Genomic DNA, 16,670 nt, shown 5'->3' with positions numbered 1-16,670 from the left:
CAAGCAATCATTCTTGCCTAGATACCTGCATCGAAGGCCCAAAGCCCGGCGGCTATGCGGTCAAAGCTGTATTTCAAGGCTGGCGCTCTGGCTTGCGACCTGCAGCCTCCTGCGCCTTGTGCTGCAACCACTGGCTGAACACGCGCAGCGCCGGCGACGGTTGTGCCTCGGCCGCCAGCTCGGGCGTGACCAAAAAGTAGGCGCGGTTGCCGCGCAGCGGCTGGGGACAGGCGACGATGAGATCGCCGCGCGCAATCTCCTGCTCGATCAGCATGGGCGGGATCAGCGCCACGCCCAGACCCTGGCTGGCAGCCACGGCCAGCATGGAAAACAGCTCAAGCCGCATGCCGTCGAGCGCGCGCGGTGCATCGACATGCATCGCGTCGAACCACTGGCGCCAGCCCTGGGGACGCGTGCTTTGCTGCAGCAACGGCAGGCGCGCAATCACCTCGGGGCCGACCGGCAGCCAGGCACGGCCTGGATCACGCTGCTGGGCCGTGGCCAGCAGTTGCGGGCTGCACACGGGCACGACTTCCTCGTCCATCAGCCACTGCGCCTGCACGCCGGGCCAGCGGGCCACCTGCTCGGGCGTGCCCGCGTAGAGAGCGGCATCGAACACCGTGTCGGCAAACAGGAAAGGCCGGGTCTGCACATCGATATGCACAGTGATGTCGGGGTGCTGCTGTGCCAGTTGCGGCAGGCGCGGCAGCAGCCAGCGCGTGGCAAAGGTGGGCACGGCCGCCAGATTGATGGGACCGCCCTCACCCTGATGGCTCATCAGATCCAGCGTGTCGCGCTCCAGCCCCTGTAGCCAGCGTCCCACCTGCTTGGCGTAATGCAGCCCCGCATCGGTGAGCAGCACGCCGTGGCGTGTGCGCTTGAACAGCGCCACGCCCACAAACTCCTCCAGCGCAATGATCTGGCGCGAGACGGCACTTTGCGTCAGCGACAGCTCCTGCGCAGCCTTGGTGTAGCTGACATGGCGGGCGGCCGATTCAAAGCAGGCCAGGGCCTGGGTGGAAGGGAGAACTCTACGCATATCTCTTGTGCTTAGAACGCATCAATCAATCTCAAAACGAAGGGGAAACCCTGAATAATTCGCTTATACATGCGTTTTACTCATCCATAGATGATTATTCATCGTTTGCCAGCCCCTGTTCTACAAACCTAATATGTGTGCAAGCACTCAGGCGGAAATGCGCCTGTAACCCGACACCTTGCATTCAGGAGATGAACATGGCCAATGGCTACCAGTGGGACGACTGCTTCCAGCTCGACCAGCAACTGACCGAAGACGAGCGCATGATCCGCGACGCAGCGCGCGAGTACTGCCAGGACAAGCTCAAGCCTCGCGTGCAAGCCATGTTCCGCAACGAGTCCGTGGACGTCAGCATCTTCCGCGAGATGGGCGAGCTGGGCCTGCTGGGCCCCACCATCCCCACGCAATACGGTGGCGCGGGTCTGAACTATGTGAGCTACGGCCTGGTGGCGCGCGAGATCGAGCGTGTTGATTCGGGCTATCGTTCCATGGCCTCCGTGCAATCGTCGCTGGTGATGGTGCCCATCAACGAGTTCGGCACCGAAGCGCAGAAGATGAAATACCTGCCCAAGCTGGCTTCGGGCGAGTTCATCGGCTGCTTCGGCCTGACCGAGCCCGACCACGGCTCCGACCCCGGCTCCATGGCCACACGCGCCTACAAGGTCGACGGCGGCTATCGCCTCAAGGGCAACAAGATGTGGATCACCAACAGCCCTGTGGCCGACGTGTTCGTGGTCTGGGCCAAGGAAGTCTCCGAGGACGGCACTGTGGGCCAGATCCGCGGCTTTGTGCTGGAAAAGGGCATGAAGGGTCTGTCCGCGCCTGCCATCCACGGCAAGGTGGGCCTGCGCGCCTCCATCACTGGTGAAATCGTGATGGACGATGTGTTCTGCCCCGAAGAAAACGCCTTCCCCGACGTGCGCGGCCTCAAGGGTCCGTTCACCTGCCTGAACAGCGCCCGCTTCGGCATTGCCTGGGGCGCGCTGGGTGCGGCAGAAGACTGCTGGCACACCGCCCGCCAGTACACACTGGACCGCAAGCAGTTCGGCCGTCCCCTGGCAGCCAACCAGCTGATCCAGAAGAAGCTGGCCGATATGCAGACCGAAATCACGCTGGGCCTCCAAGCCGCGCTGCGCGTGGGCCGCATGAAGGACGAACACCAGAACGTGATTGAGATCACCTCTCTGGTCAAGCGCAACAACTGTGGCAAGTCGCTGGACATCGCCCGCATGGCGCGCGACATGCTGGGCGGCAACGGCATCAGCGACGAGTTCGGTGTGGCTCGCCACCTGGTGAACCTGGAAGTGGTGAACACCTACGAAGGCACTCACGATGTGCACGCACTGATTCTGGGTCGTGCCCAGACCGGCATCGCTGCATTTAACTGACACCCCCTGAGCCACTGTGCCTAGGCGGCCCCGCCTGGGCGGCCCCACCTGGGCGGCCCCGCCGCTTCCCCTGGCCGGGCGCCCCCTCTCTCTACGCGCTTTGCGCTATGGGAGGGGGACGGCAGCTTCGCCGCGAGGCGGCTCTTGCTTGCTGCCTTTGCCGTGGGGCGATGGCAGAGATTCGAGCCTCTTTTTCGCTATCTATTTATTAGCTTCCACCGCTTGATTCGTATGAGTTTTGAATAGTTTTTATATCAAAACTCATACCAATAAAGCGCAAGACGCTTCTGTTTTCATAGTTCCCTTACCCGGTTTCTGGACACCTCCGACATGAACGCATCGACAAGCACTTCCACGGGCGCACTGGCAGGTATCAAGGTGCTGGATCTGTCGCGCGTGCTGGCGGGCCCCTGGGCCACGCAGATGCTGGCCGATCTGGGGGCCGACGTGGTCAAGGTGGAGCGCCCGCTTGCCGGCGACGACACACGCCACTGGGGCCCTCCATTCCTCAGGGACGATGCGGGCAACGACACGCGCGAAGCCAGCTACTTCACGGCCTGCAACCGCAACAAGCGCAGCCTCACCGTGGACATGGCACACCCCGAGGGCCGGGCCCTGTTGCAGCGCATGGCGCAAGAGGCCGATGTGGTGGTGGAGAACTTCAAGACCGGGGGGCTCGCTCAATACGGTCTGGACTATGAGAGTCTCAAGGCGCTGAACCCGCGCCTGGTGTACTGCTCCATCACGGGTTTTGGCCAGGACGGCCCTTATGCCGAGCGCGCCGGCTATGACCTCATGGTGCAGGCCATGTGCGGCCTGATGAGCATCACCGGCCATGCCGATGGCGAACCCGGCGGAGGCCCTCTCAAGGTTGGCGTGGCCGTGATCGACGTGTTCACGGGGCTCTATGCCAGCAATGCCATCCTGGCTGCACTCAACGCCCGCGACAATGCGAGAAACGGCACCGGCCAGGGCCAGTACATCGATATGGCGCTGCTGGACGTGGGCATGGCCGTGCTGGCCAACCAGGCTGCAGGCTTTCTGGCCACCGGCCAGGCGCCGAGCCGCGCCGGCAATATCCACCCCAGCTTGGCGCCGTATCAGGACTTTCCGACGCTGGACGGCAATGTGCTGCTGGCCATAGGCAATGACGGTCAGTTCGCGCGCTTTTGCGCAGCCATCGGCCAGGACGGCTGGGCCCTGGATGCACGCTTTGCCACCAATACCGCCCGTGTACAGAACCGTGCGGCACTGCTGGAGTTGATGAAGCCACAGATGCTTCAGCGCAGCACGGCTGACTGGATTGCGCTGCTGGAAGACAAAGCCGTGCCATGCGGCCCCATCAACACCATTGCCCAGGCCTTTGAAGACCCCCAGGTCAAGGCACGCGGCATTCAGCAAAGCTTGCCGCGCAACGCCAGTGATGGCATTGGCCGTATCGCCACCGTCGCCAACCCCATACGTCTGTCGGCCACGCCGGTGACTTACCGCAACGCCCCGCCAGCCCTCGGCCAGCACACCGATGAGGTGCTGCGCGAATTCGGACTTGATGACAACGCCATTGCTGCGTTGCATGAGCAAGGAGTGGTTTGAGGCCTTCATGGCCAAAGCAAACTCCTGACAACAAAAGAGGGCCCAAGCCCCGAAAACCGCAGGCAATTTCACCAGAGATGCACTGCCAATCACACTTTCCAAGGAGACATTGATGTTCAAGTTCACAGCCACCGTTCTGGCTGCCATGGCTTTTTGCGGCGCTGCACAGGCACAAAGCGCCTATCCCAACAAGCCCATCCGCCTGCTGGTTCCCTTTGCCGCCGGCGGCACGACCGACCTGATCGCCCGCATCATTGCCGAGCCGCTGAGCCGCGAACTGGGCCAGTCCGTGGTGGTGGAAAACAAGGGCGGCGGCGGCGGCAGCATCGGAGCCTCCGAAACCGCCCGCGCTGCGCCCGATGGCTACAACCTCGGCATTGCCACCGTGTCCACTACGGCGACCAACCCGGCCATCAATCCCAAGATTCCCTACAACGTGGCAACCGACTTCACGCCCATCGTGAACATTGCGGCCACGCCCAACATCATTGCGGCCAATCCCAAGTTTGCCGGCAAGGACTACAAGAGCTTCCTGGCCGAGATCAAGAACCATCCCGCCAAGTACTCCTACGCATCGCCCGGCCTGGGCTCCATCACCCACCTGATGATGGAAATGTTCAAGCTGGAAACCAAGACCGAGATGACCCACGTACCCTACCGTGGCTCCGGCCCTGCGCTGAACGACACCGTGGCCGGCCAGGTGCCGCTGATTTTCGACAACCTGCCCTCCACCCTGCCCTTTGTGAAGGAAAAGCGCCTCACGGCGCTGGTCGTCGCCGCCCCTCAGCGCGTGGCCGCCCTGCCTGATGTGCCCACCTTCAAGGAAATCGGTCTGCCCCAGGTCAACCGCATGGCGTACTACGGCATCGTCGGCCCCAAGAACCTGCCCAAGGAGGTCGTGGCCAAGATCAATGCCGCCGTGCGCAAGGCCGTGCAGGACCCCAACGTGAAAAAGCGCATCGAGGAAAGCGGCTCCATCATCATGGCCGACACCCCCGAAGCCTTTGCCAAGCAGATGGCCGAAGAACTGGCCGTCTACAAGAACGTGGTGCAAAAGCAGAACCTGAAGATGGACGAATAAGCGTCTGCTGCACATGAAAAAAGCCCTCGCCGGCACATACCGGCGAGGGCTTTTTCTTTGCCCCGCCTCATGCACAAGCCGGGTGCCCATGCATGAAACTGGTGCAACACAAGATCTGTTCTCAGAAACGGTGACGGATGCCCACCAGGGCGCTGGTGCCGGACTTGTTGGGAATGTCCATGCTCACGCGGTCATACATGGCCACGGCATAGACGTCGGTGCGCTTGGACAGGAAATGGTCGTAGCCCAGGCTGACGGTGGTGCGTGTGCCGCTGACATTGCCCACTTCCGACTTGGTACGCGCCGCCGCAGCCTTGAAGGTTCCAGGCGTTCCGCTGACAGGAATATCCAGACCCAGCGAGTAAGTGGTGTTCTCGCGGTCCTGGGCGTCGATCCTGGCCTGGCCGTAAGTGGCATAGAGCTTGGCCACGCTGAAGTCATAGCTGCCGCCCACCATCCAGTTGCTCTTGGTCGGCATCACCGCCAGCGATACCGGGTTGTTGATCTGCGCACGCTCGTAGAACGCGGTCAGGCTCAGCGGTCCGCCCGAGTACATCAGGTTCAGGCCCACATTCTTCTTGCCCTTGTTGCCGCTGCTGGTCTGCTCGCCGAACTGGTAATGCACATTGGCCTTGAGGCCGCCAAAGCTGGGGGTCGAATACAGGATCTGATTGCTCCAGCCGGTGTTGGATGCCGTGGTCAGGCTGTCCGCGCCCCAGGCCGCGGTCGTCATATTGGCATGCAGCACCAGCGGCGAGACCGTGAAGGAGTCGCCAAACGGATTGGTCAGCACCGTGGGCAGGAAGTTAGGCGCCAGGCCACGACCCAGGCTCACACGGCCAAAGCTGCCAGCCAGACCCACATTGGCATCGCGCGAGAAAAAGGGGTCGGCATCGAAACGGCCAGGGGTACCTGTATCGGCACGGAAAAAGCCGGTGATATTGAAGTCGGCCTTGAGCCCACCGCCCAGATCTTCCACGCCCTTCACACCCCACCAGGAAGTGGTCAGACCGCCAGAGCCGACCGAGGCCACGCGCTCCTGCCCTGCCAGCTTCATGGAGCCCACGTAGGTATCGACGGTACCGGTGAGCTGCACGGAACTCTGGGCCTGGGCCGACAGGCTGGCCGCAGCCAGGGCGATGGTGGTGAAGGTAGCGGCAAACGCTTTCATGGGTGGTTTCCTCTCTAAAAAGTTTGAGACAAACCACCCATGCAAGAGTCAGGCCAGTTTTGTATACAAAACTAGGACTTCAAACGGAAGCTGTCGGCCAGCTTGAGCATCATGTACAACCAGAGCGCGCCGCCCATGGCAATCAGCAGGCCGCCCACCAGGCCGATATGCGTCATGCCCCATTGCTGGCTGACGATGCTGCCCAGCAGTGCGCCGCCGCCAATGCCGATATTGAAAATGCCCGAGAACATGGACATGGCCACATCGGTGGCATCGGGCGCCAGATTCAGCACCTTGGACTGCATGGACAGCGCAAAGCAGATCATGGCAATGCCCCAGACCGAGCTTTGCAGATACAGGCTCCAGACATGCGTGCTGCTCATGACCAGCAGCAACAGGCTCAGCGCCAGCACGCCGATGGACGCCAGCAGAAAGCCGCGCGGAAAGCGCAGACCGAACCAGCCGAACAGCACGCTGCCCACAATACCCATGCCGCCATACAGCAGCAGCACGGCCGTGGTCACATCGCCGGCGTGGCCGGCAATGTCCTGCACAAAGGGCTCGATATAGCTATACGCCGTGAACTGGCCGGTAATCACCACCACCAGCAGCACATAGATGCCAACCAGGGCCGGACGCCTGAACAGCATGGGCACACTGGACAGGGAGCCTGCGTTCTCGCTGGGCAGCAGAGGCAAGAGCTTGCCCAGCACCAGCATCACCGCCGCCGCCACCCCACCGATGGCCAGAAACGTCATGCGCCAGCCCAGCCATTCACCCACGATGCGGCCCAGCGGAATGCCCAGCACCATGGCCACGGAAGTACCCGTGGCCAGCAGGCTTAGCGCCATGGCCTTCTTGCCCGGAGGCGCCACCCGCACGGCCAGCGAGGCCGTGATGGACCAGAACACCGCATGCGACAGCGCAATGCCGATGCGGCTGATGACCAGGGACGCATAGCTCCAGGCCACGCCCGAGAGCAAATGGCTGAGCACGAACACCGCAAACACGCCCATCAGCAGCTTGCGCCTCTCTACATTGCGCGTGAGCAGCATGAAGGGCAACGAGGCCAGCGCCACCACCCAGGCGTAGATGGTGAGCATCAACCCCACCTGCTCCACCTGCATGTCAAAGCTGGCTCCAATGCTGCTGAGCAGACCGACCGGCACGAACTCGCTGGTGTTGAAGACAAAAGCACCCAGCGCCAGCGCAATCACGCTGAGCCAGGCCTGGGCGGGAGATCGGGTCGATTCGATAGGGGCAGTCAAGGTTTCTGTCATGCAATCAAGGCGTGTCGGCGTCTGGCGCCGCAAAACCCGAAATTGTGCGCTTGCAGCATGACAGCAGACAGACAGCCCGACCTTGCCCCATCAATCAATGGGGTCGGACCGGGCGACGGCAGGGCTTGATCAATACGCGACGGTGAAACGAGCCTTGACGTGTTCGTTCCTGTCCAGGGCATCGACCAATGCCACGGCCAGGTCCTGAACCGAAATATCGCCGGGCTGGCCGTCGGCCTGCACCAAAGGTTCGTCCTTGCCTGTACGGTAGTGACCGGTACGGCCCCTGGACTGCGCATCGGAGCCGCCATGGAAGCCCACGGCCGGGCTCAGCATGGTCCAGTCCAGAGCGGCCTCCTTTTGCAGCTCGGCAAACATGTCGCGTGCCGCCGAGGCGCCGGGCTTGATGAAGGCCGGAAAATCGGGCAAATCCACTAGTTGCTGACCATTCACATACAGGCTGCCGGCTCCGCCCACGACCAGATAACGCTTGATGCCCGCAGCCTTGACACCTTGCACGATGGCGCGCGAGCCCTGCATGAAATCGTCATAGATATTGGGATTGCTCCAGCCTGCGTTATAGGCGCTGACCACGGCATCGCAGCCGGTCACGGCGCGCTGCACCTCGTCGGCCTTGAGCACATCGGCCTTGACGAACTGCACATGTTCGCGCGCTGCAGCGGCCTCGGGCTTGCGTACCAGGGCCACGACTTCGTGACCGCGACGCAGCAACTCATCCAGCAACCCGGCACCGACAAAACCCGTGGCGCCAATCAATGCGACTTTCATTGGAAAACTCCTTGTATCTTCAACAGGGCTAAAGATTAATCGCCATTAATTGCGAGAAAAACCCCTTTCAGCCACCATGACCTTGAAGCAGCACTTCAAAATAGCCCCATGGAAGATTTCAGACGCATGGCCATTTTTGCCGCCGTGGTGGAGCGCGGCAGCATGAGCGCGGCCGCCCGCCAGCTCGACATGACGCCCTCGGCCGTCAGCCAGCATATCCGTCAGCTGGAACACGATGCTGGCCTGACGCTGCTGCACCGCTCCACGCGCCAGCTGACGCTGACCGATGCCGGCCAGCGCTTCTACACCCAGTGCGCCGCCATGTGCGAGGCCGCCAGCCGAGCGCGCGCCGAGTTGGCTGCCGAGCATCAGCGCCCCAGCGGCGAGCTGCGTCTGGCTGCCCCGGCAGGTTTCACCCAGCATGCGGCCCCGGCGCTGGGCCGGTGGCTGGCCATGCATCCTGAGCTGCGGCTGCGCCTGCTCATGGATGACGCTCCCATAGACCTGATCCAGGCGCGCGTGGATCTGGCGCTGCGCTTCGGCAATCTGCAGGACTCCAGCTGGGTGGCCCGTCACCTGGGACGCAGCGCCACCGTGCTCTGCGCCTCGCCGCATTGGATCAAGGCCAACGGCAGCACGCCTCGACACCCCAGCGAGCTGGCACAGCTGCCCTGGCTGGAAATGAGCCGCAGTGACGACGCCCAGGCCGACTTTCTGTGGCGTCAGCAGGGCACGGCGCAGGAGTACCGGCTGCAGGTGCGGCCGCTCATGGTAAGCAACCATCGCAGCGCGGTGCAGCAGTTCTGTGAAGCGGGTCTGGGGCTTGCCCTGCTTTCTGCCCATGACGTGGCAGCCAGTCTGGAGGCGGGCAGCCTGGTGCGCCTGCTGCCTGATTGGGATATGGGCATGCTGGACATCTGGGCCGTCACCGCCAGCCGCGACAGCCTGCCCGCCAAGGTGCGCGAGGCCATCGAGGTGCTGCGCGAGTATTTCGCGCAGCTAGAGGGCATGCAGAACTAGCGCAATCCTTTCGCGTGCAACGCCCCAGCCAGCAGCCATCCATGCCTGCCTACCCCCCAAAGACCGAAAGCAAAAAAGCCTGCAAATGCGAGGCATCCGCAGGCTTTGCAAAACAGGCCACACCACATGGCCTGGTGCACTCAAGGCAATCAGTTCAGATCGATAGGCGTCTTGTTGCCGTTCACATAGCGGCTCAGCGTATAGCTGGGGTTCTTCATCTCGCCATTCTTCTCGAACTGGATCTTGGAGGTCACACCCGAATAGTCGGACTTCTGCAGGAAGGGGATATAGACCTTGGGGTCCCATGAATTGGCACGCTTCATGGCGTCGGCCAGCAGCATGGTGCCGTCATAGAAGTAGGGGCTGTAGACCTGGAACTGGCCCGGATACTTGGCGTCATAGCGCTTCTTCCACTCCGTGCCGCCAGGCATCTTGGCAATGGAGGCTCCGCCATCGGCGCAGACCACGTTCTCCAGCGGCTTGGCGCCGGCAGCCACCTTGGCCAGCTCGGTCACGCAAATGCCGTCACCGCCAAACATCTTGACGTCGTTCATGCCCAGCTGGGCCATCTGACGCAACATGGGGCCGGCCTGACCATACATGCCGCCGTAGAAGATGGCATCGGGCTTCTTGGCCTTGATGGAGGTCAGAATGGCCATGAAGTCCGTGGCCTTGTCGTTGGTGAACTCATTGGCCACGATCTTGATGCCATGCTTTGCGGCATCCTTCTTGAACACATTGGCCAGGCCCTGGCCATAGGCCGTGCGGTCGTCGATCACGGCCACATTCTTGAGCTTGAGATTCTTGGCCGCATAGCTAGCCAGCGCCGCGCCCAGGGCGTTGTCGTTGGCAATCACGCGGTAGGTGGTGTTCCAGCCGGGCTTGGTCAGATCGGGATTGGTCGCAGCGCCCGTGATCATGGGAATGCCGCAGTCCTGGAACACCTTGGAAGAAGGAATCGCCACACCGGAGTTCACAAAGGCCACTGCACCGGCCACCTTGTCATCGCACAGTTTTTGCGAAGCCGCCGTGCCCTGCTTGGGATCGGCCACATCGTCCTCGGCCACCAGCACGAACTTGACCTTCTTGCCTCCGATTTCCATGGCCTTGGCGTTCAGGTCCTCAATGGCCATGCGCACGCCGTTTTCATCGTCCTTGCCGAAGTGAGCCTGAGGGCCGGAGGTCGGGCCGATATGGCCGATCTTGATGATCTGCTCCTGGGCCATCACGCCCCCAGCCATACCTGCTACGACTGTCGCGATACACAACTTGCCAAAATTCTTCATTGCGCACTCCACTCGGTTGAGACAAGACGCAACCTTATGCCCCGCGACAGGCAATTGGCAATGAGGCAATCACATAGGTGCAGCGAGTGCTACACCGGCACAACAATCAGTGTTTTCAGGGATCGGCAAGCGCCCCGGGCTGTGCTGGAAAAACCCGCCGCAAGCCCTTGCTCGCGAAATGGCAGCAGCGCCAAAGAAAAACGCCCCAGACTGGGGCGTTCCTTCATTGACACCTGCCGCTCAGGCAGCCTTGGCCTGCAGCAGAGCATCCACCTTGGCATGCTGGTCCAGCGTGCTCAGGCAGGCATGGGCCACTTCCACACCCTTCTTCACGAAGTGCTGGCGGAAGAACTCCACATGATCACCATGCTCGTGAAAATCGCGCGGCGTCAGCACAGCGGAGAACACGGGCACTTCGGAGTCCATCTGCACACGCATCAGCCCGTCGATCACGGCCGTGGTCACGAATTCATGACGATAGATGCCGCCGTTGACGATCAGTGCCGTGGCGATCACTGCATCGAAACGACCGCTTTGCGCCAGCTTCTTGGCCAGCAGCGGGATTTCAAAGGCACCGGGCACGCTGAAATGCGTGATGTTGCCGGCCTGCACGCCCTGTGCCAGGAGTTCGGCCTGGGCGGCATCGCGGGCCTGGTAGACCACTTCGGTGTGCCAGCTGGCGCTGATGATGGCAATGCGGCTGCGACCGGCCACAGCCTTCCAGGGCGTACCTTCGGAAGTCGCGTGAGTGGCAAAGTTCATGGAGATGGGGGTCTGATTCATGGTGGTATTTCCAGAAAATTCCAATGAATCAGGGCGTGCGCTGATACACCCGCCCATGCGGCAGCGATAGCTGCATCACGGACCGATGCTGCGCGATCTCTTTCATCCGGACTATGACCGTCGGCTCTGGCATCTCACCAGATCTGCTGACCCTGCAGGCTCTGGCGAGACTACAGGCGCTCGCGGGCTGCTGCAGTCAATGCAAGGCATTGCCGCAGATACCGCCGGTGGGGAATTGCACCCCGCCCTGAGAACGCTGCTTTGCAGTGAACCGGAATTCACCGCAAGACGAAGTCATTCTAGCGAGGCTTTGGCCGCGCTTTTGCCAAAAGGGTCACTATGGTGTCAATCTGAAAAATCAAGGAAAAACCATCCTTAACGAGCGTCCACAAAGCCAAACGAGCTCTCATTTAATGAGCATACAACGTAGCGAAGTCAACCCGGAACAATTGCCGGACGTTAAGAGCACAGGGCATTGCGCCCACCCACACCTCACCAGATACGCCATGAAACCATCCCTGCAGGCAATGATGTCCACCTCCACGCGCTGGGCCAGCATGGGGGCTTTGGCTGTGCTGTGCACTGCCTGCGCGGTTCCCGGCGAGTACGACTCCGGCTATGGCGGCGGCTACGGTGGCAGCTATGGCTCCACCACCATCTACAGCACCCAGCCCGCTTATCCCGCCTACCCGGTCTACCAGGGTCAGGACCGCAATGACTGGGCATGGCGCGAGCGTGAGCGCCGTCAATGGGAGCGCCAGCGCGAGCTGGAACGCGAGCGCGCCCAGAACATGCGTGATCGCGAGCAATGGCAGCGTCAGATGGAGCGCGACCGGGATCAGCAGCGCCGCGACTGGGATCGTCAGCAATCCCAGAATCGCCGCGATCAGGACCAGATGCGCCGCCAGCAGGAACGCGAGCAGCAACAGCAATCGCAGCAGCGCGAGCGTGACCGCATGCAGGCCGAACGCGATCGCCAGCAACAGGCCCGCGACCGCCAACAGCAAGACCGCGAACGTGAGCGCGATCAGCGCCAGCAGCAACGCCAGCGCGAAGGCCAGCAGCAAGGCTTTCCTCCTCGCGGTGACTGGCGCTGACCGGATGCTGCGGCACGGCACCGCTTCTGCTTTTCCTGCCGCCACTTCATAATTTGCAGGCACTCAAACGCCTTTGAAGGAGCGGTCATGCCAGAGCCCCTATCTCCCGCCGTCACCATGCGCAAGCTGCCGCTGGGCTTGCTGCTGGGCTGGGTGCTGATCGCAGGCACGGCCCAGGCTCAGGTCATGCGCTGTGTCGATGCCAAGACCGGCGAGGTGACCTATACCAACGGCCGCTGCATCTCGGGCGAAATGAGCACACAGATTCAGGCGGCGCAAAGCGCCGAGGAAATTGCGGCAGAGCGTGCCAATGCCAGCCAGGCGCGGGAACGCAGCAAGGCCCAGATGGCGCGCGACGAAGCCCAGCGCCGCCAGCGTGAAGAGCAGGAGCGCAAGGAACGCGAGGCCGCCGAGAAAGCCCAGGCCCGGGCCGTAGCCAATCTGGAAAACACGCCCGCCTGCCGCCAGGCCCGCGAGCGCTACAACGCCATACTGGCCGAAGCCAGCCCCGACCCGGCCACCTGGGGTGAGCGCAGCCAGGCGGCTCAGGCCCAGATGGAGATGAGCTGCCTGGGCGCAGCCGCCTACCAGCAGTTGCAGCAAAGCCGGGCGCTGCAGCCCAATGCCATCAACCGCCCGCAGTGGGGCTATGGCTATCCCAACCGCTACCCGCCGGCACGTCCCACGCCATCGCAGCCGCCCGCCAAAATCGTCAACTGCAATGTCTTTCGCTGCTATGACAACCGCGGCGGCGTGCATCCGATACCGTAATCCCCCTGAGGCGCTGTGCGCCTGCCCCCAGGGCAGCGACAGCTTCGCTGCGCGGCGGCGCTTGCTTGCCGCCCATTGCCTGGCCACGCGAATTTTTGAGGATCGTGCTCTGTGCTTTGCCTAGCTTTGCAGGCCCTCGGTCACCGTGGGATAGCGCAGCCTGAGCCGCAATTCGTGCTTGAGCCGCTGATTCGACAGCCGCCGCGACTCGCTCATGAAACTCAGCAGACTTGCGGGCAGTTCTGTCTGCGCCTGCTCGCGCGAAATGCGCGGCGGCCTGGCCAGGCCGTAGAGATCGGCCGCCAGATCGAAGTAATCGCCCATCTTCAACTGCGTGTCGTCGCTGGCGTGATAGATGCGCTGCGGCTTGCCGCGCCACAGCGCAAGCAGGCAGGCACGCGCCAGATCGTCGGCATGAATATGATTGGTATAGACATCGTCCTCGGGCTTCAGCACGGCCGTGCCACGCTGCAGCCGGGCGCGGGGCGTACCGCCCTCACGATCAGGTGCGTAGATGCCGGGAATGCGCAATATGCTGGCCCGCAGACCCAAGCGCCCTGCAAAGCGCACCGCAAGCTCGGCATTCACGCGGCGCTGAGCTCTGGCAGTCGTCGGCGCGACGGACCGGGTTTCGGCCACCCACTGCCCCTCGCAGTCGCCATAGACCCCCGAAGTCGATGCATAGACCAGACTGCGCGGCAGGCTGCGCAGGCGCAGTGCCCGCATGAGAGCCGTGGTGCGGGAGTCCAGCCACGAGCATTCATTCCCGGCAGCCGGTGCCTGAGGCGGCGCCAGGTGCAGCACCCGCGTCGCAATGCCTGCCAGTCTGCGCAGGCTTGCCGGATCATCCAGATCCCCCCACAAGGGCCTCACGGCATGGGCATGCAGTTGCTCGGCCCGACCTGAGCTGCGGCTCAAGGCCAGTACCTGAATGCCGTGCCTGCCACGACCTGAAGCGACCAACAATCGGGCCACGCGCTGACCCACATCGCCGTGGCCGACGATCAATAAGCGTTCACGACGAAAGCGCGCTGGCAGCGCGCCCAATGGGCTTTGGTTTGAAGGCAAAATCGGGACCTGCTGCGTACAAGTTCTAAGGAGCCAGCGCCGTTGCGGCAACTGCTGCAACGCGGACAAAAAGGCTGCCGGATACGCCTTCAAGGATAACCAAAACGTCATGACCGAGATTGCCCACGCTTCGTTTGAAATTACCGTCCAGCCCAGCGGACGTGCTTTTGCCACTCAGGGCGCTGAAACCATTCTGGCCGCGGCCATTCGCACCGGCGTCGGCCTGCCCTATGGCTGCAAGGACGGTGCTTGCGGCTCCTGCAAGTGCAAGAAGCTCAGCGGCGAAGTCAGCCACGGTACTCACTCGGACAAGGCTCTGACAGCCGAAGAGGAAGCCGGCGGCTATGTGCTGACCTGCTGCGCCACGCCCCACAGCGATGTGGTGCTGGAGTCGCGCCAGGTCACGGACGCCAGCTCCTTCCCCATCAAGAAGATGCCCGTGCGCGTGGCCGCTCTCGAGAAGAAGTCGCATGACGTGATGCAGGTGCGCCTGCAGTTGCCGGCCAGCGAGAAGTTCCGCTACCACGCCGGCCAGTATGTGGAGTTCATCCTGCGCGACGGTGCCCGCCGAGCCTATTCCATGGCCACCGCGCCCCATGTGCAGGAGACGGCGCCCGGCATCGAGCTGCATATCCGTCACATGGAAGGCGGCAAGTTCACCGATCATGTCTTCGGCGGCATGAAGGAAAAGGAAATCCTGCGTGTGGAGGGCCCGTTCGGCAGCTTCTTCCTGCGCGAGGACTCGGACAAGCCCATCATCCTGCTCGCCTCGGGCACGGGCTTTGCCCCTATCAAGGCACTGATCGAGCATATGCGCTACAAGGGCATCAACCGCCCCGTCACGCTGTACTGGGGTGGCCGCCGCCCCACCGACCTGTATGACGCCAGCTGGATTGCCGAGCACACGGCCGCCATGCCCCAGTTCAGGTATGTGCCCGTGATCTCCGATGCCCTGGCCGAGGATGCCTGGACGGGCCGTACCGGTTTTGTCCACCAGGCCGTGCTGGACGACTTTGCCGACCTGTCCGGCTACCAGGTCTATGCCTGCGGTGCTCCCATCGTCGTGGACTCGGCCCGCGCCGCTTATACCAGCGAACGCGCGCTGCCTGCCGAAGAGTTCTACGCCGACGCCTTTACCTCCGAAGCGGACAAATAAGAACGCTGTTTTGCGCAAACCCCGATGCATTCCATGCCGCATCAGGGTTTACGCGCAATTTTCTTGCACAAGTAACCGCCAGTTCCGGAGCCGCTGCAATTTTTTGCACAATAGAGCTCTATGAACCGTAGAAACAGCCTTCTCTCGGTCATGGCGGCCGTTGCTGCCTTGGCCTCTCCCCTCTCCCAGGCCCAAGAACCCATCCGTCTGATCGTGCCCTATGCGCCCGGTGGTCCGCTGGACATCACCTCCCGCGCGCTGGCAGAGCGAGTGCGCGATTCCCTGGGCGTCGTCATCATCGACAACAAGGCCGGCGCTGGCGGCAACATCGGCGCCGACGCCATTGCCAAGGCACAGCCCGACGGCCTGACCATAGGCCTGGCCGCCACGGCCACCCATGCCGTCAACCCCTGGCTCTACACCAAGATGCCTTATGACGCGGGCAAGGACTTTGCCGGCATCACCCAGATGGTGCGCGTGCCCAATGTGCTGGTGATGAATGCCGCCAAGGCCGAGCAACTCAAGATCCATAGCGTGGCCGATCTGATCGCCTACGCCAAGAGCCATCCCGGCAAGCTCAACTACGGCAGCGGCGGCAATGGCTCCGCAGGTCATCTGGCAGGCGAGATGCTCAAGCAAAAGGCCGGCATCTTTGCGCTGCACGTTCCCTACCGTGGCGCCAACCCCGCCCAGTTGGCCTTGCTGTCCGGCGAGGTGGACTTCAATATCGACAACCTGGCTGCGGCCGCGCCCAATATCAAGAGCGGCAAGCTGGTGGCTCTGGCTGTGACTTCGCTCAATGCCTCGCCGCTGCTGCCCGGCGTGCCCGCGCTGTCCAAGAGCTACCCCGGTTTTGCCATCGACACCTGGTGGGGACTGGTTGCCCCGGCCGGCACCCCCAAGCCCGTGCTGGACAAGCTGAGCAAGGCCTTCAATGATGCTCTGCAAGCACCGGAAACCAAGACCCGCTTCAACGCCCTGATGGCCGAACCCGTGGGCTCCACGCCCGCCGAATTCGACAAGTTCATGGCCGCCGAGCGCGCCAAGTACCAGCCCATCGTCAAGGCCTCTGGAGCCAAGGTCGACTGACGAGTCCTGGCACTGATAAAAAAGCCCCGGCAGCCTGACGGCTCCGGGGCTTTTTTAGT

General features: G+C 62.5%; 15 protein-coding genes and 1 riboswitch. Of the genes, 8 read left to right on the top strand and 7 right to left on the bottom strand.

The features are described from left to right. Positions 1-73 precede the first annotated feature (73 nt). Positions 74-1,039: a LysR family transcriptional regulator gene (locus tag ACWGXF_RS09515; protein WP_012839438.1), complete on the bottom strand. Its 966-nt coding sequence runs from the start codon at positions 1,037-1,039 to the stop codon at positions 74-76. Positions 1,040-1,236: 197 nt separating this feature from the next. Here ACWGXF_RS09515 and ACWGXF_RS09510 point away from each other — a divergent pair, with 197 nt between their 5' ends. From ACWGXF_RS09510 to ACWGXF_RS09500, 3 genes are all read left to right on the top strand, one after another. After that, positions 1,237-2,427, top strand: a complete 1,191-nt coding sequence (locus tag ACWGXF_RS09510; protein ID WP_003069087.1) for an acyl-CoA dehydrogenase — start codon at positions 1,237-1,239, stop codon at positions 2,425-2,427. A gap of 330 nt (positions 2,428-2,757) precedes the next feature. After that, positions 2,758-4,020 (top strand): CaiB/BaiF CoA transferase family protein, encoded by a 1,263-nt coding sequence (locus ACWGXF_RS09505; protein WP_256631111.1) that lies wholly within the window; start codon positions 2,758-2,760, stop codon positions 4,018-4,020. Between the two features lie 112 nt (positions 4,021-4,132). After that, entirely contained in the window at positions 4,133-5,101 is a 969-nt protein-coding gene (locus ACWGXF_RS09500; protein WP_012839441.1) for a tripartite tricarboxylate transporter substrate binding protein BugE, read from the top strand. 121 nt (positions 5,102-5,222) lie between these two features. On the opposite strand, the gene ACWGXF_RS09495 is transcribed toward ACWGXF_RS09500, so the two are convergent. From ACWGXF_RS09495 to ACWGXF_RS09485, 3 genes are all read right to left on the bottom strand, one after another. Continuing rightward, positions 5,223-6,272: a porin gene (locus tag ACWGXF_RS09495; protein ID WP_054074627.1), complete on the bottom strand. Its 1,050-nt coding sequence runs from the start codon at positions 6,270-6,272 to the stop codon at positions 5,223-5,225. A 71-nt stretch (positions 6,273-6,343) separates the two neighbouring features. After that, the gene (locus ACWGXF_RS09490; RefSeq protein WP_256631112.1) at positions 6,344-7,552 is read right to left on the bottom strand and encodes a sugar transporter; all 1,209 of its coding nucleotides are present in this window, start codon (positions 7,550-7,552) and stop codon (positions 6,344-6,346) included. Positions 7,553-7,681: 129 nt separating this feature from the next. Then, positions 7,682-8,341 (bottom strand): NAD(P)-dependent oxidoreductase, encoded by a 660-nt coding sequence (locus tag ACWGXF_RS09485; RefSeq protein ID WP_256631113.1) that lies wholly within the window; start codon positions 8,339-8,341, stop codon positions 7,682-7,684. Between the two features lie 108 nt (positions 8,342-8,449). On the opposite strand from ACWGXF_RS09485, the gene ACWGXF_RS09480 reads away from it, so the two are divergent. Further along, positions 8,450-9,361, top strand: coding sequence for a LysR family transcriptional regulator (locus ACWGXF_RS09480; RefSeq protein WP_452101861.1), 912 nt, complete (start codon positions 8,450-8,452; stop codon positions 9,359-9,361). 149 nt (positions 9,362-9,510) lie between these two features. Here the strand turns inward: ACWGXF_RS09480 and ACWGXF_RS09475 are convergent, their stop codons facing one another. Together ACWGXF_RS09475 and ACWGXF_RS09470 are read right to left on the bottom strand one after the other, a co-directional pair. Beyond that, positions 9,511-10,647, bottom strand: a complete 1,137-nt coding sequence (locus tag ACWGXF_RS09475) for a branched-chain amino acid ABC transporter substrate-binding protein (RefSeq protein WP_003069075.1) — start codon at positions 10,645-10,647, stop codon at positions 9,511-9,513. 240 nt (positions 10,648-10,887) lie between these two features. Next, on the bottom strand, positions 10,888-11,430 hold the full coding sequence (locus ACWGXF_RS09470; RefSeq protein WP_003069072.1) for a 6,7-dimethyl-8-ribityllumazine synthase: 543 nt from the start codon (positions 11,428-11,430) through the stop codon (positions 10,888-10,890). Between the two features lie 90 nt (positions 11,431-11,520). Further along, a riboswitch (FMN riboswitch) is annotated at positions 11,521-11,689 on the bottom strand. 247 nt (positions 11,690-11,936) lie between these two features. Between ACWGXF_RS09470 and ACWGXF_RS09465 the strand changes: the two genes are divergently transcribed. Both ACWGXF_RS09465 and ACWGXF_RS09460 read left to right on the top strand, forming a co-directional pair. After that, positions 11,937-12,527, top strand: coding sequence for a hypothetical protein (locus ACWGXF_RS09465; RefSeq protein WP_012839446.1), 591 nt, complete (start codon positions 11,937-11,939; stop codon positions 12,525-12,527). A gap of 87 nt (positions 12,528-12,614) precedes the next feature. Continuing rightward, complete coding sequence (locus tag ACWGXF_RS09460; RefSeq protein ID WP_003069066.1) at positions 12,615-13,298, top strand: DUF4124 domain-containing protein; 684 nt, start codon at positions 12,615-12,617, stop codon at positions 13,296-13,298. Between the two features lie 120 nt (positions 13,299-13,418). Here the strand turns inward: ACWGXF_RS09460 and ACWGXF_RS09455 are convergent, their stop codons facing one another. Continuing rightward, positions 13,419-14,366 carry an SDR family oxidoreductase gene (locus ACWGXF_RS09455; RefSeq protein WP_256631118.1) on the bottom strand — a complete coding sequence of 316 codons (948 nt, stop codon included), beginning with the start codon at positions 14,364-14,366 and terminating at the stop codon, positions 13,419-13,421. Between the two features lie 109 nt (positions 14,367-14,475). On the opposite strand from ACWGXF_RS09455, the gene ACWGXF_RS09450 reads away from it, so the two are divergent. Further along, the gene (locus ACWGXF_RS09450) at positions 14,476-15,522 is read left to right on the top strand and encodes a CDP-6-deoxy-delta-3,4-glucoseen reductase (RefSeq protein WP_256631119.1); all 1,047 of its coding nucleotides are present in this window, start codon (positions 14,476-14,478) and stop codon (positions 15,520-15,522) included. A gap of 120 nt (positions 15,523-15,642) precedes the next feature. Then, positions 15,643-16,611, top strand: coding sequence for a Bug family tripartite tricarboxylate transporter substrate binding protein (locus ACWGXF_RS09445; RefSeq protein ID WP_012839449.1), 969 nt, complete (start codon positions 15,643-15,645; stop codon positions 16,609-16,611). Positions 16,612-16,670 lie beyond the last annotated feature (59 nt).

It is taken from the genome of Comamonas sp. HJ-2, from assembly GCF_053615495.1.
Note: the sequence above shows the minus strand (reverse complement) of the source record. Positions and strands in the feature narration are given on the sequence as shown.

What these genes read in the sequence shown, in the direction of transcription:
- ACWGXF_RS09490 (WP_256631112.1), bottom strand. Translation starts at nt 7,552, where the DNA reads ATGACAGAAACCTTGACTGCCCCTATCGAATCGACCCGATCTCCCGCC.
- ACWGXF_RS09465 (WP_012839446.1), top strand. Translation starts at nt 11,937, where the DNA reads ATGAAACCATCCCTGCAGGCAATGATGTCCACCTCCACGCGCTGGGCC.
- ACWGXF_RS09515 (WP_012839438.1), bottom strand. Translation starts at nt 1,039, where the DNA reads ATGCGTAGAGTTCTCCCTTCCACCCAGGCCCTGGCCTGCTTTGAATCG.
- ACWGXF_RS09445 (WP_012839449.1), top strand. Translation starts at nt 15,643, where the DNA reads ATGAACCGTAGAAACAGCCTTCTCTCGGTCATGGCGGCCGTTGCTGCC.
- ACWGXF_RS09510 (WP_003069087.1), top strand. Translation starts at nt 1,237, where the DNA reads ATGGCCAATGGCTACCAGTGGGACGACTGCTTCCAGCTCGACCAGCAA.
- ACWGXF_RS09475 (WP_003069075.1), bottom strand. Translation starts at nt 10,647, where the DNA reads ATGAAGAATTTTGGCAAGTTGTGTATCGCGACAGTCGTAGCAGGTATG.
- ACWGXF_RS09495 (WP_054074627.1), bottom strand. Translation starts at nt 6,272, where the DNA reads ATGAAAGCGTTTGCCGCTACCTTCACCACCATCGCCCTGGCTGCGGCC.
- ACWGXF_RS09480 (WP_452101861.1), top strand. Translation starts at nt 8,450, where the DNA reads ATGGAAGATTTCAGACGCATGGCCATTTTTGCCGCCGTGGTGGAGCGC.
- ACWGXF_RS09505 (WP_256631111.1), top strand. Translation starts at nt 2,758, where the DNA reads ATGAACGCATCGACAAGCACTTCCACGGGCGCACTGGCAGGTATCAAG.
- ACWGXF_RS09500 (WP_012839441.1), top strand. Translation starts at nt 4,133, where the DNA reads ATGTTCAAGTTCACAGCCACCGTTCTGGCTGCCATGGCTTTTTGCGGC.
- ACWGXF_RS09470 (WP_003069072.1), bottom strand. Translation starts at nt 11,430, where the DNA reads ATGAATCAGACCCCCATCTCCATGAACTTTGCCACTCACGCGACTTCC.
- ACWGXF_RS09460 (WP_003069066.1), top strand. Translation starts at nt 12,615, where the DNA reads ATGCCAGAGCCCCTATCTCCCGCCGTCACCATGCGCAAGCTGCCGCTG.
- ACWGXF_RS09450 (WP_256631119.1), top strand. Translation starts at nt 14,476, where the DNA reads ATGACCGAGATTGCCCACGCTTCGTTTGAAATTACCGTCCAGCCCAGC.
- ACWGXF_RS09485 (WP_256631113.1), bottom strand. Translation starts at nt 8,341, where the DNA reads ATGAAAGTCGCATTGATTGGCGCCACGGGTTTTGTCGGTGCCGGGTTG.